Origin of the sequence: Thermodesulfovibrio sp. 3907-1M, from assembly GCF_040450955.1 — a bacterium.
In the GTDB taxonomy this organism is placed as follows: domain Bacteria; phylum Nitrospirota; class Thermodesulfovibrionia; order Thermodesulfovibrionales; family Thermodesulfovibrionaceae; genus Thermodesulfovibrio; species Thermodesulfovibrio autotrophicus.
On sequence record NZ_CP144373.1, the window covers coordinates 364546 to 388677 of the forward strand.

At 35.8% G+C, this 24132-nt stretch carries 24 protein-coding genes and 1 other RNA gene; 11 read left to right on the forward strand and 14 right to left on the reverse strand.

The features are described from left to right. The first annotated feature begins 143 nt into the window (after window positions 1–143). Entirely contained in the window at window positions 144–911 is a 768-nt protein-coding gene (locus V4D30_RS02020; protein ID WP_353684586.1) for a GGDEF domain-containing protein, read from the forward strand. Here the strand turns inward: V4D30_RS02020 and recG are convergent. The 6 genes from recG to V4D30_RS02050 form a co-directional block, all read right to left on the reverse strand. Beyond that, window positions 898–2961 carry an ATP-dependent DNA helicase RecG gene (gene recG, locus V4D30_RS02025; RefSeq protein WP_353684587.1) on the reverse strand — a complete coding sequence of 688 codons (2064 nt, stop codon included), beginning with the start codon at window positions 2959–2961 and terminating at the stop codon, window positions 898–900. The two genes, V4D30_RS02020 and recG, sit on opposite strands and share 14 nt — an antisense overlap. A 5-nt stretch (window positions 2962–2966) precedes the next feature. Further along, window positions 2967–4025 (reverse strand): transcription termination factor NusA, encoded by a 1059-nt coding sequence (gene nusA / locus V4D30_RS02030; protein WP_353684588.1) that lies wholly within the window; start codon window positions 4023–4025, stop codon window positions 2967–2969. 4 nt (window positions 4026–4029) lie between these two features. After that, the gene (rimP, locus tag V4D30_RS02035; RefSeq protein WP_353684589.1) at window positions 4030–4521 is read right to left on the reverse strand and encodes a ribosome maturation factor RimP; all 492 of its coding nucleotides are present in this window, start codon (window positions 4519–4521) and stop codon (window positions 4030–4032) included. A 131-nt stretch (window positions 4522–4652) separates the two neighbouring features. Further along, window positions 4653–4877: a hypothetical protein gene (locus V4D30_RS02040; RefSeq protein ID WP_353684590.1), complete on the reverse strand. Its 225-nt coding sequence runs from the start codon at window positions 4875–4877 to the stop codon at window positions 4653–4655. A 112-nt stretch (window positions 4878–4989) separates the two neighbouring features. Beyond that, window positions 4990–5361, reverse strand: coding sequence for a PA2779 family protein (locus V4D30_RS02045; protein ID WP_353684591.1), 372 nt, complete (start codon window positions 5359–5361; stop codon window positions 4990–4992). Window positions 5362–5371: 10 nt separating this feature from the next. Next, the gene (locus V4D30_RS02050) at window positions 5372–5770 is read right to left on the reverse strand and encodes a tetratricopeptide repeat protein (RefSeq protein WP_353684592.1); all 399 of its coding nucleotides are present in this window, start codon (window positions 5768–5770) and stop codon (window positions 5372–5374) included. An 87-nt stretch (window positions 5771–5857) separates the two neighbouring features. Between V4D30_RS02050 and V4D30_RS02055 the strand changes: the two genes are divergently transcribed. Next, window positions 5858–7723, forward strand: coding sequence for a hypothetical protein (locus V4D30_RS02055; protein WP_353684593.1), 1866 nt, complete (start codon window positions 5858–5860; stop codon window positions 7721–7723). Here V4D30_RS02055 and V4D30_RS02060 read toward each other — a convergent pair. The 3 genes from V4D30_RS02060 to mutS are packed head-to-tail and all read right to left on the reverse strand — an operon-like array spanning window position 7712 to window position 11841. Beyond that, window positions 7712–8662 (reverse strand): bifunctional riboflavin kinase/FAD synthetase, encoded by a 951-nt coding sequence (locus V4D30_RS02060; protein ID WP_353684594.1) that lies wholly within the window; start codon window positions 8660–8662, stop codon window positions 7712–7714. The two genes, V4D30_RS02055 and V4D30_RS02060, sit on opposite strands and share 12 nt — an antisense overlap. Further along, window positions 8649–9260: a dephospho-CoA kinase gene (coaE, locus tag V4D30_RS02065; protein WP_353684595.1), complete on the reverse strand. Its 612-nt coding sequence runs from the start codon at window positions 9258–9260 to the stop codon at window positions 8649–8651. The genes V4D30_RS02060 and coaE overlap by 14 nt, the downstream gene beginning before the upstream one ends. Continuing rightward, complete coding sequence (gene mutS, locus V4D30_RS02070) at window positions 9253–11841, reverse strand: DNA mismatch repair protein MutS (protein WP_353684596.1); 2589 nt, start codon at window positions 11839–11841, stop codon at window positions 9253–9255. The genes coaE and mutS overlap by 8 nt, the downstream gene beginning before the upstream one ends. 52 nt (window positions 11842–11893) lie before the next feature. Between mutS and V4D30_RS02075 the strand changes: the two genes are divergently transcribed. The 9 genes from V4D30_RS02075 (at window position 11894) to V4D30_RS02115 (ending at window position 20459) form a co-directional block, all read left to right on the forward strand. Next, window positions 11894–13186: a sigma-54 dependent transcriptional regulator gene (locus V4D30_RS02075; protein ID WP_353684597.1), complete on the forward strand. Its 1293-nt coding sequence runs from the start codon at window positions 11894–11896 to the stop codon at window positions 13184–13186. A 168-nt stretch (window positions 13187–13354) separates the two neighbouring features. Further along, a complete protein-coding gene (locus V4D30_RS02080) occupies window positions 13355–13498 on the forward strand; it encodes a hypothetical protein (protein WP_353684598.1) in 144 nt (47 codons plus the stop codon). Between the two features lie 52 nt (window positions 13499–13550). Continuing rightward, window positions 13551–14807, forward strand: coding sequence for a sulfite exporter TauE/SafE family protein (locus V4D30_RS02085; protein WP_353684599.1), 1257 nt, complete (start codon window positions 13551–13553; stop codon window positions 14805–14807). 1 nt (window position 14808) lies between these two features. Next, window positions 14809–15558, forward strand: a complete 750-nt coding sequence (locus V4D30_RS02090; RefSeq protein ID WP_353684600.1) for a hypothetical protein — start codon at window positions 14809–14811, stop codon at window positions 15556–15558. A 1-nt stretch (window position 15559) separates the two neighbouring features. Continuing rightward, the gene (locus V4D30_RS02095) at window positions 15560–16390 is read left to right on the forward strand and encodes a universal stress protein (RefSeq protein WP_353684601.1); all 831 of its coding nucleotides are present in this window, start codon (window positions 15560–15562) and stop codon (window positions 16388–16390) included. 261 nt (window positions 16391–16651) lie between these two features. After that, the gene (locus V4D30_RS02100; protein ID WP_353684602.1) at window positions 16652–17095 is read left to right on the forward strand and encodes an MCP four helix bundle domain-containing protein; all 444 of its coding nucleotides are present in this window, start codon (window positions 16652–16654) and stop codon (window positions 17093–17095) included. After that, window positions 16984–18255 carry a methyl-accepting chemotaxis protein gene (locus V4D30_RS02105; RefSeq protein WP_353684603.1) on the forward strand — a complete coding sequence of 424 codons (1272 nt, stop codon included), beginning with the start codon at window positions 16984–16986 and terminating at the stop codon, window positions 18253–18255. Before V4D30_RS02100 ends, V4D30_RS02105 begins: the two co-directional genes overlap by 112 nt. Next, entirely contained in the window at window positions 18252–19679 is a 1428-nt protein-coding gene (locus V4D30_RS02110) for an ATP-binding protein (RefSeq protein WP_353684604.1), read from the forward strand. The genes V4D30_RS02105 and V4D30_RS02110 overlap by 4 nt, the downstream gene beginning before the upstream one ends. A gap of 54 nt (window positions 19680–19733) precedes the next feature. Continuing rightward, complete coding sequence (locus V4D30_RS02115) at window positions 19734–20459, forward strand: hypothetical protein (protein ID WP_353684605.1); 726 nt, start codon at window positions 19734–19736, stop codon at window positions 20457–20459. 38 nt (window positions 20460–20497) lie between these two features. Here the strand turns inward: V4D30_RS02115 and ssrA are convergent. The 5 genes from ssrA to purF form a co-directional block, all read right to left on the reverse strand. Then, window positions 20498–20849: a transfer-messenger RNA gene (gene ssrA / locus V4D30_RS02120) on the reverse strand. 10 nt (window positions 20850–20859) lie between these two features. After that, window positions 20860–21309 (reverse strand): SsrA-binding protein SmpB, encoded by a 450-nt coding sequence (gene smpB, locus V4D30_RS02125; protein WP_353684606.1) that lies wholly within the window; start codon window positions 21307–21309, stop codon window positions 20860–20862. 33 nt (window positions 21310–21342) lie between these two features. Then, window positions 21343–21528: a hypothetical protein gene (locus V4D30_RS02130; protein WP_353684607.1), complete on the reverse strand. Its 186-nt coding sequence runs from the start codon at window positions 21526–21528 to the stop codon at window positions 21343–21345. 9 nt (window positions 21529–21537) lie between these two features. Next, window positions 21538–22665, reverse strand: coding sequence for an aminopeptidase (locus V4D30_RS02135; protein ID WP_353684608.1), 1128 nt, complete (start codon window positions 22663–22665; stop codon window positions 21538–21540). Continuing rightward, a complete protein-coding gene (gene purF, locus V4D30_RS02140; RefSeq protein ID WP_353684609.1) occupies window positions 22662–24074 on the reverse strand; it encodes an amidophosphoribosyltransferase in 1413 nt (470 codons plus the stop codon). The genes V4D30_RS02135 and purF overlap by 4 nt, the downstream gene beginning before the upstream one ends. Window positions 24075–24132: the final 58 nt, after the last annotated feature.

The window sequence follows — 24132 nt, forward strand, 5'->3', positions numbered from 1 at the left end:
TTTGTTGGAAATTTTGACCCCATTAGGTAAAAAATGCCTATTTTTTGACAGGTAGTGTTATTTAAATCGTGCTTTTAAAGTAAATTTTAGTCTGGCATGGATTTTGTTTTTTTTATTTCTTAAAAAACTTAAGGAGGAAGAGGATGAATCCAAGAGTAATGGTAATGAGCATAACAAAAGACATAAATAAATTTTTTGCCTTAAACATTGCTGCTTTTATGATAATTTTATCTTTTATTTTTGTATTTGGGACCTATGACAGAAAAGAGTTTATATTGCTGACTTCTTTATCAGGAATAATCACATTAGCAGTAAATTTATTAATTGCTAAGATTATGAGAAGAAAAATGGAGAAAATAATTCATACATCTTTGGAAAAATTTGAAAATCAGCTTTATTTTGATGAATTAACCTCAGTTTACAACAGAACAGCAGGAATGAACAGACTGATGGAGGAAATGGCAAGAGCAAAAAGGCACTCACAGCATTTATCTATAGCAATGCTTGATATAGATAACTTTAAATCCATAAATGACACTTACGGACATCTTGCTGGAGATAAAGTTTTAAATCACATTGCTCTGCAGATTAAGAATTTTTTAAGAACAGGTGATGTTGTTTCAAGATACGGAGGTGAAGAGTTTTTAATAATACTTCCAGAAACCGATGAAATAAAGGCATTCATGGCGATGGAAAGGGTAAGAGAAAATATAGCTAAAAAAGCAGTTAAAATCGGGAATGAAAAAATTTTTATAACTGTAAGTATTGGTATAGCAGAGATTGAAACAAATGATACTTTAACAGAGGCAATACAGAGAGCTGACATGGCACTTCTTCAGGCAAAAAGGACAGGTAAAAACAGGATTGAACTTGCTTCAAGGCATGTAAATGCAGGATTTAAGCTGTCATAAATATCTCAACTTTGTTTCTCCAGAATTCTTCAAGCAGAGCTTTTATTCTTGGATATGAATTAAGAGTTCTGTCTTCTCTTAAGATTATTTCTGCTTCTTTTCTTGCGGTATCAAGGACACTCTGGTCTCGTAATAGGTCAGCAACTTTCAGATCAGGCATTCCTGACTGTTTAACTCCAAAGAGTTCTCCCGGTCCTCTTATTTTCATATCCTCTTCCGCTATTTTAAATCCATCAGAGTAGTTTACAATTGCTTTTAGCCTCAGCTTTGCCTCTTCCGTTAATTTATAAGGCATGAGAATGCATTTTGAAGGTCTCGCTCCTCTTCCCACCCTTCCTCTTAGTTGATGTAACTGGGCAAGTCCAAATCTCTCTGCATGTGTTATTATCATTAAAGTGGCATTTGGAACATCTACGCCAACTTCAATAACTGTTGTAGCAACAAGAATATGAATTCTTCCAGACCGAAATTCTTTCATTATTTCTTCTCTCTGTTTTGATGGCATTTTTCCATGAATAAGCCCAACTTTGTATTGAGGAAAAAGCTTTTGTAAGCCTTCATATCCCTGAGTTGCTGATTTCAGATCCATTGCCTCAGATTCTTCTATTAAAGGATAGACAACATAAACCTGTCCACCAGATTTAACTTCTTCTTCTATCATCTTATAAACTACTTTTTTATTCTGTGGTTCTATAACCTTTGTTAAAACAGGTTTTCTTCCCTGAGGAAGTTCATCAAGCACAGAGTAGTCAAGGTCTCCATAAACAGTAAGTGCCATTGTTCTTGGAATAGGAGTTGCTGTCATTACAAGTGTGTCTGGATTAAGTCCTTTCTTTTTCAGTATTGCCCTCTGGATTACTCCGAATCTGTGTTGCTCGTCTATAACAACAAATCCCAGGTTTTTAAAGTGAACATCTTCCTGAATTAAAGCATGTGTGCCAATAATTAGATTTGCATCTCCTGAGGCAATAAGGTTCGCATGTTTGTTATAAGTGGACGTAAAAATTAAAACATTAACAGGTAATCCTTTTAGCATTGAATAGATATTTATGTAATGTTGCTCTGCAAGTATCTCTGTTGGTGCCATCAGAGCTGCCTGATATCCACACTCAATGGCAGCAAGCATTGCTGCCACGGCAACAACTGTTTTACCTGAACCCACATCTCCCTGAAGAAGCCTGTTCATTGGAACAGGTTTTTCCATATCCTGAAGAATCTCTTTTATAACCTTTTGCTGTGCAGTAGTAAGCTGGAAAGGAAGATTTTCAAGAAAATTTCTTAAAAGTTTTCCTTCTGGTTTGAAAGATATACCTTTTTCAGCAAGTCTGTTCTGTTTCATCATAAGAATTCCAAGTTGAAGTAAAAATAACTCATCAAAGATAATTCTTTTATGAAACTGAGAGCTTTTTTCATTTAAACTCTTTACATCCGCGTCTTTTGGTGGAAAATGCACATATTTTATAGCTTCGCTTAGATAGGGTAAACTCAATTTTTTTAATATTTTTTCAGGTAAATGCTCTTGTATAAAAGGAATTGAAAATTCTACTGCAGCCTGCATTATTGATTGCATCTGCCTCTGGGATATACCTTCAGTGAGCCTGTATATAGGGAGAATTTCCTGAGCTTGAGAGTTTAAGTTTTCTACGATTTCATATTCTGGATTGACAATCTCTATGTAAGCTCCTCTCCAGTCAATCTGAGCTTTGCCAAAAAGTTTTATTTTTTGTTTTTCCTTTAAAATCTTTTTTAAATAAAGCTGATTGAACCATTTTGCTTTAAGATAGCCTGTTGCATCTGAAATAATTGCTTCAATTATTGATAGATTGGTTTTTGTTTTTAATTCATTAATCTGAACTATATGTCCTTCTACACCAACAATTTCTCCTGGTTTTATATCAAAAATGCTTTTTTTATTTCTTCTGTCTTCATACTGAAAAGGAAAATAGTATAAAGCATCCTTAACTGTTTGTATGCCTAACTTTTTAAGAAGACTGGCTTTTTTAGGACCTACACCCTTTAGGTACTGAACGGGAAGGTTTAATCCATTCATTTATTTCAAACATTTTCTTTTAGTTTCATCTGAGCATATTCTGATTCACTCAATACATCAATACTCCAGCCTGTCAGCCTTGAAGCAAGTCTTACATTCTGTCCTTTTTTACCAATTGCCAGCGAAAGCTGGTCATTTTCAACAACCACTACTGCTGTTTTTTCCTTTTCATTTATACCTACCTTGAGAACAGTTGCTGGAGTGAGAGCTTTTGCGATAAAGAAGCTCGTATCATCACTGTAAGGAATTATGTCAATTCTTTCACCCTTTAACTCCCTTACAACAGCCTGAACCCTTGTTCCTTTCATTCCAACACAGGCTCCAACAGGGTCCACTGAAGGATCTCGGGATGCAACAGCTATTTTTGTTCTTTCTCCTGGATCTCTTGCAATGCTTTTTATCTGGACTATTCCATCCTGAATTTCTGGCACTTCAAGTGTAAACAGTCCAATTACAAAATTTGGATGGGTTCTTGAAAGTTTTATTACAGGCTCTTTTGATGTTTGTTTTACTTCAAATATATAGGCTTTTATAATATCTCCTCTTTTTAGATTGTCCTGTGGCAGGACTTCCTTTTCTGACAGAACAGCTTCTGCTTTTCCAACGAGAATATAGAAATTCCCCTTTTCCTTTCTTAACACTGTACCGCTAACTATGTTACCAACTTTGTCTTTAAATTCTTCAAAAATCTGTAACCTCTCAATCTCTCTTATTTTCTGAAAGAGCACATGCTTTGCGGTTTGAACAGCGATTCTTCCAAAATCCTGAATAGACAGAGGCACTTCTACTGTATCTCCAATACCTTTATCAACATATTTTTGCTTTACCTCTTCTATGGAGATTTCACCTGCTGGGTCTTTTACTTCTTCTACCACTCTCTTAATTTCAAAGATATTAATATCAAAAGTTTGAGGGTCAATTTTTATTTTAATTGAAGATTTATTGCCATATTTCTTCCTTATAGCTGAAATAAGAGCTGCCTCAAGAAGCTCTATTACAGCGTCTTTAGTAATTCCCTTTTCTCTCATTATCTGTTCTACCAGAAATTTAAGCTCTTTACCCATATTCCTACCCTATATAGACCTGTGCTTTTAAAATTTTATTAAAAGGTATAAAGAGAAGTGCTGATTCTGATTTTTTTGTTCCTTTCCTTTTTGTTTCCTTGATTTCTATTCTTACCCAATCATCTCCAGCATCAATAACTTTCCCTATAAAAAAAGTGCGATCAGCTATCTTTTCTTTTGTGGTGATTTTTACATTTCTTCCAATATTTCTTAAGAAATCCCTTTTCTCTTTAAGAGGTCTATCAATACCAGGAGAAGAAACTTCAAGAGTGTAAGAACTTTTTATAGGGTCTTCCACATCAAGTATTGCTTCTATAGCTCTTGAGAAATTTTCACAGTCTTTAATAGTTACTCCTTCTTCTTTGTCAATAAAAATTCTTAAAATTAATCCCTTTCCTCCAGGATGTATTTCTACATTGAGGATTTCAACTCCTTCCTGTTCGCTAACTTCTTTTGCGTATTCTGTTATTTTTTCTTTTAATTCTTTAATATTCATGAACTTCCTCAAATCTATCAAAATAAAAGAGTGGGGAAACCCACTCTTTCAGAAAGTTTAACATTTTTAAGGAATTTAAAGCAACACCAGGAAAAGACTCCCGGTGTTGCTTTTGTTTGTATCCTGCTAAACTATTTTTTCTCAGCAGGTTTTTCAGGAGCTTTTGGAGCCTCAGGAGCTTTTTCAGGAGCTTTTGGAGCCTCAGGAGCTTTTTCAGGAGCTGGAGCTGGTGCAGGAGCTGGAGCTGGTGCTGGTGCCTCAGCAGGTTTTTTCTCCTCAGCCTTTTTGCATCCTAATGCAAAGCTAAAGGATACCATAAGAATTAATGAAACTACCAATGCCAATATTTTCTTCATCTTCTTAAGTCACCTCCTTTCACGTTAGAATTTGAGCTAAAAACTGAAATCCCTTTGACTTTATTTTTTTACCATTGGTTTAATCTTTTTGTCAACCCCTTTATGAGATATATTATTTTACCATTACTCTATGCCCTGTAAGGTTAATAATTAACACTACTAAGGCAATAATTACAAGGGCTAAGATAACAGCAGCTCCTGCATCTCCAGCAATTTTTATTTCATCAATTTTTAATGCAAGTTTATGTAATGTCTGTTCATCAAGGTTTGAAAGTCTATCCATGATTTCCTTTTCAGAATAACCAAAATCTTTAAGTCTCTGAGAAACTATTTTCATTTCAAGAAATTTCTGAACTTTTTCCATATCCTGACTTTTTACATTGAGGGTCATCTCCGATGGAATAACTCCAGCACTCAATGACTGAACTGTGCCAATAATAAGGATTGCTACGATGAGATAAACTGAAAGAAATTTCTTAAACATAAGGCACCTCCTATTTTGATTTTTGATTTTTAATTTTTTCAAGTGTATCAAGATAAATCTTAACTTTATCAGGCTTGTTCTTTTCAATTTCTATAGCTTTTTTAACTAATTCCTCAGCTTCTTCAAGTTTTTCACCTTTTAAGTAATAAAGCCATGCCAGATTATTATAAGCATCAGCAAGTTTGCTGTCTTTTTTCATTGCTTTTTTATAATATTCTTCAGCTTCATCATATTTAGTTTGATTTAAATATAAATTTCCGAGAAAGAGAAACCCTCTTGCATCAGATTTTGATGCATCCTGATAATGCTTTATTGCTTCATCAATAAGCCCTTTTTTTTCATAGCTCAATCCCAGCTGAAGATGTTCCTCTGCTGTCAAAGGGTCATGTAAAACAACGACTTGCGGCATGCTGCAGCCTGTGATTATCAGACAGATTGCTATTAACAGTTTTAACAGCATTGTGTAATTATACCATAAAAGGGTTATAATTAGTTCATGCCTTATTTTGATGTATCAATTCCCTTTAAACTAAAAACACTTACCTATCAATATGATAAAGATGTAGATCTAAAGGGATTTGCTGTTAAAGTTCCACTTAAAAATAGAACTGTTGAAGGCATTGTTATAAAAGGCACTGATAAACCTGAAGAAATAATGCAAATAAAGAGAATTCAGGCAATTATTGGTAGAGCTTATGAAGAAAAATTCATAGATTTTCTTTACTGGATGAGTTACTATTATGTTTCTGAGATAGGCTCAGTTTTAAGGGCTACTTTTTTTGAAGAGATTATGAGATTGCTTAAAGGAATAAAAAATAAAAAAGTATCAAGGCATCATACTGAGTTAACTTCTTTTCATTTAGAGCATTATTTTTTAAATGATGAAACTCTTTCAAAGATCGTTTATAGCACGAATATGGGGAATTATAAAGCATTTCTCGTTCACTGTCCTGATTTTTTCTATGAGATGAAGTTAATGGTTGAAACGGTTAAAAAACTTTTATCCGTAGACGGAGCAATTCTTTTAATGCTGCCTGAAAAAAAAGATGCCCAGAGACTTTACAGCACTTTAAAGGAATTGGACTGCAGAGTTGTCCTCCTTCACAGTGAAATGTCTCGCTCAGAGATTTTGTTTTCAATAAAAGAAATAATTGAAAACAGAGCAAAAATTATCGTGGGAACAAGATTTGCCATATTTGCCCCTGTAAAAAAACTTTCATTGATTATGGTATCACAGGAATCCCACTGGCTTTACAAAGAAGAACAATCTCCAAGATATCATGCAAGAGACTGCGCTATAATGAGAGGATTTATTGAAGGATGTCCTGTAGTGCTTACAGATTTTATGCCATCCACAACTTCTTACTACAATGCACTTAGAGGGAAGTACGAATTTATAGAGGATTTCAATAGAGTGAAACATCCTCAGATAAAAGTTTTAAGGCAGCCATATCAAAGCATTTTTCATCCGGAAACATTGCTTTATATGAAACTTAATTATAAAGAGGGAATTCTTGTTACCTGTCCAAGGAGTGGCTACAGTCTTCTTCGTTGTTCAGAATGTGGAGAAGTGATTAAATGTGAAAAATGCGGGCTTAGCATGACTTTTCACAAATCCACCAAAACAGTTGAGTGTTTTAGATGCGGGTTTGTTATGAAAGCTCCGCAACAGTGTCTTTATTGTTCTGGAGTTGATATACATCCAGTCGGAGTTGGTGTTGAAAGAATTAAAGATGAGCTTAAAAATATTTTTTTAGGCAGGCAGAGTGAGATTAAAGAAATGGAACTTGAGACTGAAGAGTATCATGGAGTCTGGGTAGCTGAGACAGGAAAAGTAAAAAAAGGACATCTTCCTGTTTTTAAGGGAGTTGTTGTTGTGGATTTTGATTTTTTTCTTTTTATTCCTGATTACAGGACTCTTGAAAGAGCTTTTGCAAAAGTTTTATCTCTAAGCCAGCTGATCAGAGAAGATGGAGACTTATTCATTCAGACAAGAAATCCTTCAAATGAATTTTTTAAATTTATTCGCTCATACAATTTTAAAGATTTTTACCTTTATGAGTTAAAACACAGGCAGGAAGCGGCTTTCCCTCCATTTTCAAGGCTTATAAAGTTGATAATAAAAATAAAAGAGTCTGCTTCCGAGTCTGTATTAAATGAGATTAAGGATTTTCTAAAAAGTCATGTAACCGGAGAAATTATGGGACCTACGAAAAATGAAAATGGTGAATTTGTTTTTATTCTGAGAGCAAAAGATAAAAAAAGGCTTATAGATGACTTCAATAAAGCTGCTCAAAAATTAAAATTTTTTAAAGGCATTTCTTTTAAAGTTGAAGTTGACCCTGTAAATTTAAAAATCTAAAAACAACTTCGTTCTGTCTTTTTTAAAAATTTTTTTCGCCTTTTCAATATCCCTGGCAATATTTTCCCTTAGTTCTTCGGGTGAATTAAATTTTCTTTCATCCCGAATTCTTTCAATAAAGTGAACCCTTATGGTCCTGCCAAGCAGATTTTCTTTAAAATCAAGGATGTGAACCTCATAACTCATATTTATATTGCCAAAAGTTGGATTTTTACCAATGTTTGCCACTCCATTACAGGTTTTTAACCCAGGTATTGTGACTTTAACTGCATATACTCCCTGTTTTGGAATAATCTCCTGCTCAGGAACAAAGTTTGCAGTAGGATATCCAAGAATTGAAGAGCCTCTTGACATACCTTTTATTACTTTACCATCCACATGATAGGCTCTTCCAAGAAACTGATTTGCTTCTTTAATGTTGCCTTCAAAAAGAGCATTTCTTACAGCTGTGCTGCTTAAAATTTTTCCTCCTTTTTTATAGGCTTTAAGCACAGTAACTTTAAATCCATAAATTTCACCAAGTTTTTTAAGTAGTTCTCTATCTCCTTTTCTTGCTCTGCCAAATCTGTAATCATATCCTACGACAATCCATTTTGCATTGAATTTTTCAACAAGAATGTCTTTTACAAAATCCTCTGCCTCTATCTGAGCAAACTCATAAGTAAAAGGTATAGAAATTGTTAAATCTATCCCACATTTTTCAATTAGCTTTATTTTGTCTTCATTGGTTGTAATCAGTTTAAGGGGATGCTCTTTATAGAGAACTTTAATTGGATGGGGGTTAAAAGTTATGACCACTGAGGTTCCGTTAATCTCGGTTGCCTTTCTCTTTACAAAATAAAAAATTTTCTGATGCCCGATGTGAACTCCGTCAAAGTTTCCTATTGTTATGACAGGGTTTGGATAATCAAGTTTTTCAATTTTTCTAATTACCTGCATATCTGTGCTCCAGTGCTGTTAATTTTTGAAATATCTCTTCCACCTGAGCTTTTGTTTTTTCCACACTCCCTGAATTATCTATTATATAATCTGATTTTGATTTTTTCATCTCAATTGGAAACTGTGCTCTGAGTCTCTTAATTGCCTCCTGCTTTGAAATTCCTTTTTTCTGAAGCCTTTGTATTGCTATTTCATCAGGAGTCCAAACAGTAATAATTACATCGAATCTGTTCTGATAGCCTCTTTCAAAAATAACAGGTGCTTCAATAACTACAATTTTAGGTTCTCCTCTTTCAGGAATTTTTTTTATTATTTCATCAATCTTTTCAAATACCTTTGGATGAAGAATATTCTCAAGATATATTCTCATAAGGGGGTTGTCAAAAACTATCTGAGCTATATATTTTTTGTTGAGTTTTCCCCCTGAAACAACATCCTGTCCAAAAAGTCTTTTAATTTCGTTTATTACTGAAGCTTCATTTAAGAGTTCCTCAACGATTTTATCAGTACTTATCACATAAGCACCAAGACTTCGGAAGATTTCAGCCACAGTGCTTTTACCCATTCCAAAGTTTCCTGTAAGTCCTACTTTAATCATTTTTCAGCATCTCCTTAAGCTCTTTAAGTTTTTTTAATGCTTTCTCGGGTGTGATATTTTCTATATCAATTTTTGCTATCTCGGCAACGATAGGGTCTCCCTGAAAAAATAAATCAAGCTGCTTTGCCTTTGGGCGAAAGGTCTGGAATTCTTTTTTCTCAAGTTTTTTTAATATATCCTTTGCCCTCAAGACAACCTCCTGTGGAAGCCCTGCAAGACGGGCAACCTGAATTCCATAGCTTTTGTCAGCTCCACCTTTCTGTATCTTTCTCAAAAATATTATCTCATCGCCCCATTCTTTAACCACTACAGTGTAATTTTTTATACAATCAAAGCTGAAGGCAAGGTCTGTTAATTCATGATAATGAGTGGCAAAAATAGTTCTTGCCTTGATTTTCTCTGCAATATACTCAACAACTGCCCAGGCAATGCTTATTCCATCAAAAGTGCTTGTTCCTCTTCCAACCTCATCAAGTATTATAAAACTTTTTTCTGTTGCATTATTAAGAATGTTAGCTACCTCTATCATCTCAACCATGAATGTGCTCTGCCCTTTACCGAGATAGTCAGAAGCACCTATGCGGGTAAAGATTCTATCAACAATTCCGATTTTTGCCTGCCTTGCAGGAACAAAAGAGCCAATCTGTGCCATAAGAACAATTAAAGCATTCTGTCTCATGTATGTAGATTTTCCAGCCATATTTGGTCCTGTAAGAATGATAATTCTCTGGTCTTCTGAGCCAATGGATAAGTCATTGGGAATAAATCTCTGCTCGGGTAATTTCCCGAGCTGGATAAGTCTTTCAATTACAGGATGTCTTCCCTCTACAATCTCTATTACTTTATCTTCTGTGATTTCAGGTCTTGTATATCTGTATTTTGATGCAACTTTTGCAAGACAGCAAAGAAAATCAATGTATCCGATTACTTCTGCGTTTTTAAATATCTGCTCTGTGTGTTGAGAAACTCTTTTAATTAATTCTCTAAATAATTCTTCTTCAAGAGTTTTAAGCTTTTCCTCTGCACTGAGTATTTTTTGTTCAAGTTCTTTAAGCTCTTTTGTTTCAAATCTCTCAGCATTTGAAAGGGTTTGTTTTCTTATGTAGTGCGGAGGAACGAGCTTTAAATTCGGCTTTGTTACTTCAATGTAATAACCAAAAACTCTGTTGTAGCCAATTTTAAGAGAATTAATTCCAGTTTTCATTCTTTCTTCAGCTTCCATGTTTAAAATATAGTTTTTGCTTTGATTTTTTAATACTCTCAGCTCATCTATAACTGAATTATAGCCATCTCTGAAAATTCCCCCTTCATTTACTGTGTTTGGAGGGTTATCTATGAGAGCATTCTCTATCAATGATACGAGCTCATTGAGTTCATAAAGGCGGTTTGATAAGTCCTGAATAACTGGTGAATCATTTATTGAAAGCGTTTTTTTAAGTTCTGGAATCCTATGCAATGCATCTTTCAATGCTTTGAGTTCTCTTGGATTTATGTTATCCCTTTTAATCTTCAATCCAAGTCTTTCAATATCTGGAAAGTCTTTTAAGATTTTGTCAATGTTTTCTCTTAAAGCGTAATCTTTAAAAAATGCCTCTACTCCGTCAAGTCTTTTTTCTATTTCAGCTTTGTTTAAAAGCGGACAGGAAAGAGCATTTCTTAAGAGACGGGTTCCCATTGGAGTATTTGTTTCGTCTAAAATCCACAAAAGTGAGCCTTCTTTATCCCCATCAAGGGATGATAAAATCTCAAGATTTTTTTTAGTTGAACCATCAAGAAGAATAAATTCTGAGAGATTCAAAACCTTTAATTGCTTAAACTGGGTTTGCTGTTTATTTTCTTCAAGGTATTTCAAGAGTGCTCCTGCTGCTTGCACTGCAGGATGAAACTCCTCTATTCCAAAACTTTTGAGAGAGGCTATTCTGAAGTGTTCAACAAGGGTTCTATAAGCAAGCATGTAGTCAAATTTCCAGTCATCAATGAAAGTAAAGATTTTTTGATTGATTAAGTTTTCAAATTTTAAGAGGTCTTCAAGAGACTTTGGAACTATTATTTCTTTTGGTTCAAATCTTTCAATTTCATCAAAAAGATTTTTCTCAGTTTCATAAACAATGAACTCAGCTGTAGAGATATCTGCCAAGGCAATTCCCTTTTTCCCCTGTTCATAGGATATTTTTTGCGGACACGCTGCCATTATGTAAACATTTTCTTTGATTCCTTCTGGAAGATATGTCCCTGGAGTTAAGACTTTTACAACTTCTCTCTCCACTATTCCTTTTGCTGTTTTTGGATCTCCAGTCTGTTCGCAAATAGCTACTTTATAACCTTCACGAAGTAGTTTTTCAATATAAGAATCCGCGGCAAAATAAGGAATTCCACACATTGGGAAAGATTCTTTTGATTTATCTCTTGATGTAAGTGTTAATCCCAAAATATTTGATGCAATTTTAGCATCCTCTCCAAACATTTCATAGAAATCGCCAAGTCTAAAAAAAACTATAGTATCTTTATACTGCTGTTTTATTCTGAAGTATTGTTTCATAAGAGGAGTGAACTGTTCCTGTGAGATTTTCATGGAGTTCATTTAATTATTATACAGTATTGACAACCCTGCATTAAATATTCTATTTTAGTTCATGGTTTTTTTAAGGTCCTTCAGTGTTCTTGTTATTTCTGAAGAAGCAGAAAAACTTTACAGGATTTTTGATTCAATAGGGATTACATTAAAAAAATCTATTAAAACAAAAGCTTCTCTATCAACCAATCTTTCCATTTATGACATTGCCTTTCTTGATATTGATTCAGAGGGATGGCAAAAAAGACTTATGGAGCTTAAACAATACATGCCTGTAATTGCTTTTGGCAAGCCAGATATTGAAAAAGCTGTTGAGGCAATGAAGCTTGGTGCTACTGATTTTTTACAGAAGCCTTTGAAAAATGAAGCTGTTTCTGAAGTGTTTCAAAAATTTAAAGATAAACCCCAGGTTGAAGTACCAGGATTAATTGGAATAAGCAGAAAAATGGAAGATGTTTACTGTGGTATCAGAAAGGCAGCCCTTACAGATAGCAATGTCCTTATTACAGGAGAGTCAGGCACGGGTAAAGAGCTTGTGGCAAGGGCAATTCACAATATGAGTGAAAGAAAAGACAACGCATTTATTGTGATAAACTGTTCAGCAATTCCTGATACATTGCTTGAATCTGAACTTTTTGGCTTTGAAAAAGGCTCTTTCACGGGAGCAAACTATACAAAAAAGGGACTTATTGAATGGGCTCACAATGGCACATTGTTTTTTGATGAAATTGGTGATGTTTCTCCTCTCTTTCAGACGAAGATCTTAAGGGTTATTCAGGAAGGAGAGTTTATAAAAATTGGTGGAGCTCAACCAATCAGGGTGGATGTAAGATTCATCGCAGCCACAAATAAAGACTTAACAAAAGCATGCAAAGAGGGTGGTTTCAGAGAAGACCTGTTTTATAGGCTTAATGTAATTCACATAGAACTTCCTCCATTAAGAGAAAGAAAAGAGGACATTCCCTCGCTTACAGAATTTTTTATTAAAAAGCATTCATCCAAGAGAAAGGATATTCATATTAAAGGAATTACAGAGGAAGCCCTTGACACATTAATGAACTATTCCTTTCCCGGAAATGTCCGTGAACTTGAAAATATTATAGAAAGGGCAATTGCCTTTACAAACTCAACGGAAATAACAGTTAAGGACCTGCCTTCTTACTTAATAAAAACTTCCCATTCTAAAAAAATCTCCCCTGGTAGCCTTAGAGAAGCTGTTGAAAATTTTGAAAAAGAGCTCATATGGTCTGCTTTGCAAAAAAGCAGAGGCAATATTTCAAAGGCAGCTGAACTTCTCGGAATTCATCGCCAGCAGCTTCAGAGAAAACTGAAACAGTTTAAAATTGCTACATAATTTTTCATTGCAACATTTTGTTGCAATGAACATCTTAAATTTAAACTAAAAACTTTTCAATAGACAACAAAATGCAACAATATGTTGCAATACGATGTTTCTATCCATTTAAAAGCTTTGCCATTCTTTGTTTTCTATCTGGCATCTGTATTGCATTAATGATTATTAATGAAAAAGGTCTGGAAAAAGGTAAAAGATTTGCTTGTGTTAATAACTTTTTCAAAGCCAAAGGAGTTTGACAGACTCTGTGAGAAGGAAAAACAAAAAAAGAAGGGAGGTGAAAAAAGAAAGATTTTAAAGTGTTTTGTTTAAGAAATGATTTTTTTATTAAAAACCAAAAATCTTAAAAGGAGGAGGCTGTGGAATGAATAAGTTAAGGAAAATTTACGAACTTATGATGGCGGGTGCGATATACCAAGCCCGCTGGGAAAAGCAGATGTCCGATAACATCCTCAGAAACAAAAAGAGGTTGCTCATTTTGATTGCTTTTATCTCTCCGATACTTCTTGTATCTTTTCTTGGTGCAGCAGACATTTTAGGAGGCAAATCTGCCTATGCACCATCCTATTACACAACAACCGTTTTCATTGCATCCATGGCAGTTGGAATGGCAGCAGGATTAATTACAGGATGTATTGGTGCAGGTGGAGGATTTATCATCGCACCTGCACTTATGGCAGCAGGTGTTAAGGGAATTCTTGCAGTAGGAACAGACCAGTTTCACATCTTTGCAAAGGCAATTATGGGCACAGTCATTCACAGAAAACTCGGTAATGTATGCGTAGGTCTTGCAGTTGCCTTTGTTATTGGTTCAGTTTTAGGTGCTACAACAGGTGGTTACATACAGAGATATATCTATAACTGGAATCCAGTGGCAAGTGAGGCATTTATAAGCATCGTTTATGCTGTAATACTTGGTTTCCTCGGTTTTTATGGATTAAGAGACTATATAAAGCTAAGCAGGGCAAGAAAGAAAGGAGTGACTGCTGAAGCCGGAGCCCATGGAGGACCTCTAACAACAACACAGCTTGCAATTAATATTCAGAAGGTTAAAATTCCTCCTATGATTTACTTTGACGAAGACTTTGGTGGAAGAAGAATATCATGGCTTTTTGTTACAGTGTGCGGTTTCGTCGTAGGAATTCTTGCAGCAGTCATGGGAGTTGGTGGTGGCTTTGTGACATTTCCTCTTTTTGTCTATGTTCTTGGTGTATCAACTCCAACAACCGTTGGAACTGATATATTCCAGATAATATTTACTGCTGGTTATTCCTCAATAACTCAGTATGCTATTTACGGTTATGTATTTTACACACTTGCAATGGGACTACTTCTTGGCTCACTTGTTGGAATTCAGATTGGAGCACTTACAACAAAAGTTGTTCCTGGTATGGTAATAAGAGGATTCTGGGTATTGACAATCTTAGCAGGATTTGCAAACAGAGCAAGTGTTGTTCCTGACAAACTCAGAAGCCTTGAAATATGGGCAATTTCAAAGGAAGCCTGCGATATATTAATTCTCATAGGAAACATTGTATTCTGGGTAGCAATTGGTGGATTTGCAGTATGGGTATTGGGAAGCTTCTTTAAGAATTTAAAAGCCTTTAGAGAGGAGGTTTAATATGGCTAATGCACAGAAGAAACATTTAGCATGGGGATTGATTTTACTTGCAAGCTTTGTAGGTGTATTGATACTAATCTTTTCACCAATATACCCTGGAGGAATGAATGGACTTGAATACAGTGACGACCTTTTTAACAAGCTTGCAAAGGGTTCATGCTATCAGATTCCAAAACTGAAGAAGGATGTGGAAAAATACAGAGGTAAACTTTTGGATATGGTAATTGACGTAAAGAAGCCCACTGACAAACCAGGTGATGCAGAGAAGAGGGCTGAAAGAATTGCAAAAGTCTTCACAGTGAATGGAGCAAAGGCTGAGGTTCAGGGTTCGAAAGTTCGCATAACAGGGGATTTTGGAGCCATCATGGCTGCAGCTATTGAAGATGCTGACCAGATGTATCATAACAATGGTGATTACATTAAGAGAAAATATGAAGTCACCGATGATGAAAAAATGAAACAGATGTTCAGACAGTGGCACAATGCCTTCAGTCTTATAGATAAGAAGCTTACACTTCAGAAAAAGGTTGAAGATGCCACCTTTGTTAAAAAGGTTATGACAGCAGCTATTGAGCCTGCATATAATTTTTACGGAATTCAGGCTGTTAAGATTTCAGAGAAAGCAGGTATAGCAACAGCTCTCTTAGCCTTTTATATATTGTATACTATCTGGTATGGATTTGGAGTTCTCTACCTGTTTGAAGGCTTAGGGCTTTCAACAAAAAAAGCAAAAGTAAAGAAGGAGGTATAAGATGGCAATCGGTGCATGTCCATTAACAAAGGTAGATAAAATACTTATCGCAACAGATGGCTCAGAGGCAGCAAAGTTTGCAGCACAGGCAGCAGTTGAGCTTGCAAAGCCCTGTGGAAGCACAGTTTATGCCATATGCGTTGCTGAAGTGCCAATTTTTGCAGCAGAGTTTGTGGAGACGCTTCCACAACTGATAGATGCAATAGAAAAAAGAGCAAAGCAGGCTCTTAATGATGTTAAGGCAGTGGCAGATAAAGTAGGTGTAAAATGCGAAACAATAAGCTATACAGGACCAGAGCCTTACAAATACATAGTTGATGAAGCAATAAAAAACAGCGTTGACTTAATAATACTTGGTAAAAAAGGAGTAATGCTCGGCGCGGTAGGTAAAAAAGTAATTGGTAATGCTCCATGTAAGGTTTTAGTTGTCCCGGTCGGTGCTACACTTAATTTTGATAAAATACTTATCGCAACAGATGGCTCAGTTTACAGTCAGATCGCAGCATCAGAGGCAATAGGAATAGCAAAAAGGTTTAACAGTGAGTTGATTGCTGTTTCTGTTGCTAAAAAGGATGAGAACATACCATACGCAGAGGAATCTGTGAAGATGGTAAAAGAGGCAGCTGAGCGTGAAGGAGTTAAGATTCAGACTGTTGTTGCAAAGGGAGAGCCCTTTGAGCAGATAGTTGATGTGGCGAATAAAAATGCTGTTGGCTTAATAGTAATGGGGACATATGGAAGGACAGGGATAGAGAAGTTCTTCATGGGAAGCGTAACAGAGAGAGTTATTGGAACCTCAGCAAGACCAGTAATAGTTGTAAGAAAGAAGTAAAAATAATTAGAGAGATTCTTCGGGGTCATTGAGATCCCTCAGAATGACAGAAGGCATTAATGCCAGATATGCTGTCATTCTGAGCCTGCCAAGGCAGGCGAAGAATCTCTTCATTAAAGGATTTTTTACAATGTTTGTGTTTTACTTTATACAATCAAATTTTTTCTCGGCTTTTTCAAGGGGCTTATCAACCATACTTTTACCCCCCCCCAAAAAAAAATCAATAAATTCAATAATTAAAATCATAACGGAGGGATAATCATGACAATTATGAGGCTTATTCATCTTGTTAATGCCGTAACAGTAATAACTCTGCTTGGTTTGTTTGTTCTCTTTTACTTTACAGAAAAAAGCTCTGAAAACACGATAAGAGAGATTATTGAAAGAGATTTTAAGCTGTTTTCCTCACTTCAGGAAATAAAAACAGATGCAACACAGATGATAGCATCGGTAAGGAATGTGATTATAAATCCAAAGGATGAAAAATCAAAACAGAATGCTATTAAATACCATGAAGAAGCTTTAAAAGACATTAATGATGCAATAACCCTGAGCAAAGAAAATGCAGAAGAACTTAAAAAACTATCAAAGCAATGGCAGGATTTGCAGAAAGAGGTAAAAGAGATAATTTCTCTTACAGAACAGGGAAAAAAGATGAAGCTTTCAGAAAATCTGAAACCCTTACAGAACTCTGGAGAAACATAAGAGATGGTATTCTTTCAAAGATTATAAATGAAGAGGAAAAAAGATTTAACAAAACAAAGGAAAATGCCTTTTCCCTGATGAAAAGAAATTTTTATCTTTTTTCTGTGATATTCATCGCATCAGCCCTAACAATAAATCTGCTTCTGTTTTTTGTAAACAGGGCATTAAAAGCCTTACCGGACATGGCAGGCAAGCTTGATGAGGTTGCCAAGGGAGACTTTTCAGCAATAGGATTTGGAAAAGGTTACAGATTAAGAAAAGATGAAATAGGAGTTCTTGCAAGGGCAATAAGAAGTGTTGAAGAATTTACGCAGTCTCTTGTAAAAAACATAATTAATACAACCACTGTGATTCAATCAACTGTTAACTCCCTTCATAAGAATGTTGAAACACTTAAGGAAAAATCAAATGAACAAACCTCTCAGGCTCATCAAATTGCGACTGCAGCAGAAGAGATGAGTCAGACAATAACAGACATTGCTAAGAACGCTGCTCAAGCATCTGAGCTGGCAACAGAATCTGAAAAGCTTGCATTTGAAGGAGTCAGCCTTTCTGATAAAGCCTCAAATATTGTGCAATCAGCAAATCACTCAACAATGGAGTTGAAAAAAACAATTGATTCATTAAACAATAGTGTTGAAGAAATTGGAGACATTGTTACTGTGATAAAGGACATTGCAGACCAGACAAATCTTCTTGCATTGAATGCAGCAATAGAGGCTGCAAGGGCAGGAGAGCAGGGAAGAGGCTTTGCTGTTGTGGCAGATGAGGTGAGAAAGCTTGCAGAGAGAACAATTAAAGCTACTGAGGAGATAGCCCAGAAGATAACCCGTGTTCAGGCAGATTCCCGTGAATCAATAAAAAACATGGATAAGGCAGCAGAGCAGGTTTCTCAGGCTTTGAGTGCATTGAGCGAGGTTAAAGGATCCCTTAAGAGAATTGCCGAGCATTCTCAGAAAGTAAAGGATGCAATAACACAGATAGCAACAGCAACTGAAGAGCAGTCTTCAGCAAGCGATGAGGTTGCACACTCTGCAGAGCGCTCAAGCATTCTTGCTCAGGATGTAAAGACAGCAACAGAAGAGGTAACAAAGGAAGTGGAAAATCTGAATGATGTAATTAAAAAGCTTACAGAGGCTATAAAAGGAGTAAAAGTGTGAAAGAAAACATCTTAAAAAGGATAATAAGGCTATTGCCAGATGGGGTTTTTGCCATTGATTTAGATGGAAGAGTTTTATTATGGAACAGGGTAATGGAGGAAATTACAGGAGTTAAGGAAGCTGAGATAATTGGCAAGGGCAATTTTGAGTATTCACTGCCATTTTATGGTTGCAGAAGACCAATGCCAGTTGACTATGTTTTAAATCCTGAAATCAGCTATCCAGAAGACTTAAGCATAAAAGGAGAAACTGTTGAGATAGAAACATTTGCTCCAAAGCTTTATGATGGCAAAGGTGCATGGATAAGAATGTCTGCTCATCCTTTACTGGATGAAGTCTGTGACATAATTGGAGCTGTTCAGATTGTAAGAGACATCACAGTCAGGAAGACTGCTGAGATAGAGCTTAGAAAACTATTTAATATTATTGAGCATTCTCCTGTAGGAGTTGTGGTGCTGGAATTTTCAGGTGAAATCACTTACTGTAATGAGTCATTTCTGAAGTATACTCAACTTAAAACAGCGATAAAGAAAAACATCTTTGAGATATTTCCGCAGATATCTCTTTATGAGATTCATAATAGCTATTTAAAAGAGATAAAATCCGGTGGAAAAAATTTCCGTTTAAGGGGAATAAGACTTGAGGAGGAAAATGGCTATGCCCTTTTTCTGACAGATATAACAGAGCTGAGAAAATATGAAGAGCAGATTATAATTTCACATAAGATGGAGTCTGTAAGAAGGCTTACATCAAGTTATGCTCATGAAATAAAAAACATGCTTACAGGAGTAAAAGGTTTTGCCCAGCTTGCTTTACAAACAGAAAATACTGAGCAGGCAAAATCATACATGGAAAAACTTCTTTCAATAGTTGACTCTGTTTCAATGAATATAAAAGAGATACTTGGATTTGGCAGAGAATTCGGGAAAAATCCTGAGATTATAGAATTAAAAGATGTGATTAAGAATCTATCTACATTTCTCAAAGCTTCATTAAGAGAAAACATTGATTTAATCCTGGATTTTGAAGGAAGACCTCTTACAGTATTTGCAGACAAAACAGATATAGAAAAAATAATTACAAATCTTGTTTTAAATGCACAGGATGCAATGCCTGAAGGTGGTGAGATAAGGATTCAGGCTAAAGTAAAACAGATACCGGATAAATTTATAAGCCTCACTGGCGAAAAAGAGCTTGCAAAAGAATACATATGTCTGTCTGTAGAAGACACAGGGGTCGGGATGGATGAGCAGACAAGAGAGAAAATTTTTGAGCCCTTTTTCACAACGAAAGGAGAGAAAGGCTCTGGGCTTGGATTGACAACAGTATATCATATTGTTCAGATGTTGAATGGATTTATCTTTGTTGAAAGCGAACCTGGCAGAGGAACAAAATTTGAAATTTACATTCCTTTAAAACAGTGAAAGTATTGGATAATTTAAGAATAATTTTCCCATTCTTTAAAAGGAAGCGCATCTTTGTTGAGAATTGAGAGCATTGCTTTTATCTGTAGAGAGATTGAGGAAACTGCGAGGAAATCTGAAATGTATTTACAGAATTTAATCAGTTCCCGGATAAAAGATTTGCAAGAATTAAAAACAGTTTGTGACCGTTGTTTAAACTCTCAGCGCTGGAGTGGAAATGTTTCGTTGATGATTCTTGATGCTGCATTCACATCCGTTGGAGTTAACTACTTTCAGGTTGTGGTTGCCAAAGTTAAAGCTTTTGAAGCTGAATTTGTAAAAACAGGAAGAATTAGCAGTCTTTCCTGTCTTGCTCATTTTGACTATAAAGAAGCTTTCCATATATGGAAAAACTCAAGATCGTGGAATGTGGTAAAGGAGATAGCAAAATACTTTTCAGAGCTTTCCAATAACGATAAAGAATCATTGAGAACATGGGCAAAAAACTCATCCCTTGCTGACTGGAAAAATGACCCAATCGGGAAAATTAAAGGTGTTGGACTGGTTACCTATCAGTATTTAAGGATGATGGGTGGCATTGACACAGTAATGCCTGATAAAGTTGTAAAAAAAGTGATAAATGAAATACTTACAAAAGCAGGAAAGATGACTGTTTATGATGACATGGAGTTCATAAGAGAAGTTGAAACCCTTGCCAATAAAACAGGCTACAGACCCATAGAACTCTGCTTCATGGCATGGTTTACAGAAAACAGCGAAAAGATTGAACAGATGCCTTGATAACTGTTACAAAAGCTTATTGATTATAAACTATTTTTTGGTGGAGGCGGCGGGAATCGAACCCGCGTCCGAAGGTGCTACTTCTAAGCTTCTACATGCTTAGTGGAAGTTTTAAGTTTCGGAACTAAGCCTGCCCTTCCACTGGCTAACTCAGTTCCTACAACCCTGAGAGTTCCCCTTAAGCATCGGGTTAAGTGCTTAAGAGTAGCTCTGATTTATGACGCCTTTCCTGAGCCTCAGAGCAGAACTCAGAAAGACGGCTGCTTTTAATTAAGCAGCGAGTGCCAATTCGTTGTTGGCAGTTGTGTTTTCCCTACCTGTTTTACGTGGTGGCAGGAACCACGGCATGCAGCTTAGCCCTCACTACCTCCGTCGAGTCCTTTCGCCCCCTTGTTAAAGATCATTTGTTTTTAAGGGCACGCTCAATTTCTCTTTGAGCTTCTTTCTTTTTAATTATATCTCTTTTTTCATACTTTTTTCTACCCCTTGCAAGGGCTATCTCAACTTTCACATAGGGACCTTTGAAGTATAGCTTTAAAGGGATAAGCGTGTAGCCCTGTTGCTGGGTTTTGCCTCTCAGTCTTTCAATCTCTTTTTTATGAAGCAGTAATTTCCTCGTCCTCAAAGGGTCATGATTGTAAATGTTTCCATGGCTGTAAGGACTTATGTGACAGTTAAGAAGCCAGGCTTCTCCATCCTTGATTATTACATAGCTGTCTTTTAAATTGGCTTTGCCTTCTCTTAAGGATTTTACTTCAGTTCCTGTAAGAACAACTCCAGCTTCAATTGTTTCTTCAATATTGTAGTCAGCGTAGGCTTTTTTATTCTGGCAAACGATTTTTATTGACATTTTTTGTTCTGCTTACAGCAGAGGATTTCTTCTTCAGGCAACTACCTTATTCGCCTCAAGAATACACTTTTCAGTAACAACTCCATGGGGTGTAAATATCTGGAATTTACTGTCTTCAATATATTCAGAAACCTTCAAGGCATGCAGCATCTCAATAAGTATTTTCTGAATTTTTTCTACCGGCAAATCTTTAAACTCTATTTCAACAATCGCTTTCATAATAGTGTATTATACCAGAAGATTGCCTTTTTCCAAAATTTTTATTTTTTCTCCATTCTCATCAATACAATATAAAGTGGGCTTGAAAAATATAAAATCCTGATGGAATGGTGTTCTTATCTTGCCACCGAAGGATGAGTTATCGCCCAGAGCAATATGCACTGTTCCAAGAATTTTTTCTGACTCAAGGATGTTGTCAGGCTTGGTCGCTCTGTCATTAATTCCTACGCCAAGCTCTGCTATATTTTTATTTTCAGCTGTTTTATTTAATTTTTCCTCAAGTTCTCTCCTATAAGGCTCATTCCCTTCTATGGAGGTAACTTTACCGTGCTTAACATTTAAAATCAAAGGTGAATTGAGCTTTCTCGTAGGTGCCCATTCTATGACAAGCTTTCCTTCTGCTGAACCTTCCACAGGAGCAAAAAAGACTTCTCCTGCAGGTAAATTTCCAAAGGAACCCTTTCTGCTTAAGATTCCTGAATCAATATGAACTTTTCTTTTTCCTTTAAATAACACAACTTCTGTTCCATTTGGAGTTTCTAAGAGAAGTTTTGAAATGCTGTCAAGGATTTTCTTTATTGCAACTCCTTTTTTATTGAGTTTTATCCAGTCAGCACACATAGCTCCTTCAAGCATTGAAACATCAAAAAGCGGCATACTCGCATATCTTGCACCACAGAGTTTTGTAAGCAGGTCTCTAAAGTTCGTATGACTCGTTGAAAAATTAGAAAGAGCAATCACTGCATTGACAGCATTTCTGCAATGTTCTTTGAGTATTTTTTTAGCATCCAACAGTTGTTTTCTGGAAATATTTTTGTTAAGAAGTTTATCAAACAACTCTATTTTTTTAAGATTATCTATTGCTTTATCTCCGAAAGCAAGTCTCCATATTTTTTCTGGTGGTTCCATTCCATGAACTCCTGTTGCTGGATATTCTGCATAAAGAACTTCTTTACAAAAGGTTCTTCCAATTTCTTCAAGATTTTTTGCTACATCGGGTAAAGCATTTCTTCTTGACTTTTCACTCTCTGGGATAGCTTCATCTTCTCTTATAGTGTCAGTAAAAATCAGAACTCTCTCATATTTTTTGATTTTAAGATTTATCCTGTAAATGTTTACAAGAGGCTGTGTATTCATTGAAAAAGCTCCATCTGGCTTACTTTCCTGGATTCAAACTCAATGGGGTATTTGCAGTTAAAACATGCCATGCAGTAAAGCTCTGAATTGGGAATAATCTTTTTCAGCCCTTCAAGACTCAAATAACCGAGAGAGTCTGCGGTAATGTATTTTCTTATTTCTTCAATTTTATGGGAGGAAGCAATTAGTTCCTGCCTTGTTGGCGTGTCAATTCCATAAAAGCATGGTCCTACAGTGGGAGGTGAGCTTATTCTCATATGAACTTCCTTTGCTCCACCAAGTTCTCTTATCATCTTTACGATTTTTTTTGAGGTTGTTCCTCTTACAATTGAGTCATCAACTACAACAACTTTTTTACCCTGTAAAACTTCTCTTACAGGATTGAGCTTTATTTTAACGCCGAAATGTCTGATACTCTGTTTTGGCTCTATAAATGTTCTTCCCACATAGTGATTCCTGATCAAGCCAAATTCAAAGGGAATTCCACTTTCCTCAGCATATCCAAGTGCAGCAGGAACTCCTGAGTCAGGAACTGGAATAACTATATCAGCTCTGACAGGGTTTTCTCTTGCAAGCTGTCTGCCAAGCTCTTTTCTTATAGTATTCACACAAACATGGTCAAATATATAGCTGTCAGGCCTTGCAAAGTAAATAAACTCAAATACACAGTGAGCTTTCGGAGCAGAATTAAATATCTTTAAGGATTTTACGCCATCTTCACTGATTATCAGCATCTCTCCAGGTTCAATGTCTCTTATATATGTGGCACCAATTAAATCAAAAGCGCATGTCTCTGAAGCTATTACATAGGCATCTCTAAGCTGTCCCAATGATAGTGGTCTAATTCCATAGGGGTCTCTGATAGCGATTAATTCTTTTTCATTCATCAGAAGCAGTGAAAAAGCACCTCTTACCTGTCTTACTGCATTTGCAATTCTTTCGTGCACCTCACCATCCTTTGCTCTTGCAATAAGATGCAAAATTATTTCACTGTCCGAGGTTGTTTGAAATATTGCTCCATCTTTTTCAAGTCTGCTTTTCAATCTATCTATGTCCACGAGATTTCCATTATGAGCAATTGCAATGCTTCCAAGAGAGTATGTTGCCATGAGTGGTTGAACATTTTCTATGGTGCTTGAACCTGTTGTTGAATATCTATTATGTCCGATTGCAATGTGTCCGGGTAGATTTTTTAAAACCTTTTCGTTGAATATTTCAGCAACAAGTCCCAGGGATTTTTCAAGGTATAGTTTTGTTCCATCAGAGGAACAAATTCCAGCACCTTCCTGTCCACGATGCTGAAGAGCATAAAGTCCTAAATAGGTAAGATTGGCAGCTTCAGGATGACCGAAGATACCAAAGACTCCGCATTCTTCATGGATTTCATAAAAGAGATTGTTTTTACTCATTTTATGTAGGGTTTTTATTATTTTAACATAGGAGTGCTTCTGATTACTATAAAATTTT

Coding starts and splice junctions, on each gene's coding strand:
- recG (WP_353684587.1), bottom strand. CDS start 2,961: ATGAATGGATTAAACCTTCCCGTTCAGTACCTAAAGGGTGTAGGTCCT.
- nusA (WP_353684588.1), bottom strand. CDS start 4,025: ATGGGTAAAGAGCTTAAATTTCTGGTAGAACAGATAATGAGAGAAAAG.
- V4D30_RS02085 (WP_353684599.1), top strand. CDS start 13,551: ATGAATAAGTTAAGGAAAATTTACGAACTTATGATGGCGGGTGCGATA.
- V4D30_RS02045 (WP_353684591.1), bottom strand. CDS start 5,361: ATGTTTAAGAAATTTCTTTCAGTTTATCTCATCGTAGCAATCCTTATT.
- V4D30_RS02020 (WP_353684586.1), top strand. CDS start 144: ATGAATCCAAGAGTAATGGTAATGAGCATAACAAAAGACATAAATAAA.
- V4D30_RS02130 (WP_353684607.1), bottom strand. CDS start 21,528: ATGAAAGCGATTGTTGAAATAGAGTTTAAAGATTTGCCGGTAGAAAAA.
- V4D30_RS02135 (WP_353684608.1), bottom strand. CDS start 22,665: ATGAATACACAGCCTCTTGTAAACATTTACAGGATAAATCTTAAAATC.
- V4D30_RS02075 (WP_353684597.1), top strand. CDS start 11,894: ATGGTTTTTTTAAGGTCCTTCAGTGTTCTTGTTATTTCTGAAGAAGCA.
- V4D30_RS02040 (WP_353684590.1), bottom strand. CDS start 4,877: ATGAAGAAAATATTGGCATTGGTAGTTTCATTAATTCTTATGGTATCC.
- V4D30_RS02050 (WP_353684592.1), bottom strand. CDS start 5,770: ATGCCGCAAGTCGTTGTTTTACATGACCCTTTGACAGCAGAGGAACAT.
- V4D30_RS02055 (WP_353684593.1), top strand. CDS start 5,858: ATGCCTTATTTTGATGTATCAATTCCCTTTAAACTAAAAACACTTACC.
- V4D30_RS02095 (WP_353684601.1), top strand. CDS start 15,560: ATGGCAATCGGTGCATGTCCATTAACAAAGGTAGATAAAATACTTATC.
- rimP (WP_353684589.1), bottom strand. CDS start 4,521: ATGAATATTAAAGAATTAAAAGAAAAAATAACAGAATACGCAAAAGAA.
- V4D30_RS02100 (WP_353684602.1), top strand. CDS start 16,652: ATGACAATTATGAGGCTTATTCATCTTGTTAATGCCGTAACAGTAATA.
- V4D30_RS02090 (WP_353684600.1), top strand. CDS start 14,809: ATGGCTAATGCACAGAAGAAACATTTAGCATGGGGATTGATTTTACTT.
- mutS (WP_353684596.1), bottom strand. CDS start 11,841: ATGAACTCCATGAAAATCTCACAGGAACAGTTCACTCCTCTTATGAAA.
- coaE (WP_353684595.1), bottom strand. CDS start 9,260: ATGATTAAAGTAGGACTTACAGGAAACTTTGGAATGGGTAAAAGCACT.
- V4D30_RS02080 (WP_353684598.1), top strand. CDS start 13,355: ATGAAAAAGGTCTGGAAAAAGGTAAAAGATTTGCTTGTGTTAATAACT.
- purF (WP_353684609.1), bottom strand. CDS start 24,074: ATGAGTAAAAACAATCTCTTTTATGAAATCCATGAAGAATGCGGAGTC.
- V4D30_RS02105 (WP_353684603.1), top strand. CDS start 16,984: ATGGCAGGATTTGCAGAAAGAGGTAAAAGAGATAATTTCTCTTACAGA.
- smpB (WP_353684606.1), bottom strand. CDS start 21,309: ATGTCAATAAAAATCGTTTGCCAGAATAAAAAAGCCTACGCTGACTAC.
- V4D30_RS02060 (WP_353684594.1), bottom strand. CDS start 8,662: ATGCAGGTAATTAGAAAAATTGAAAAACTTGATTATCCAAACCCTGTC.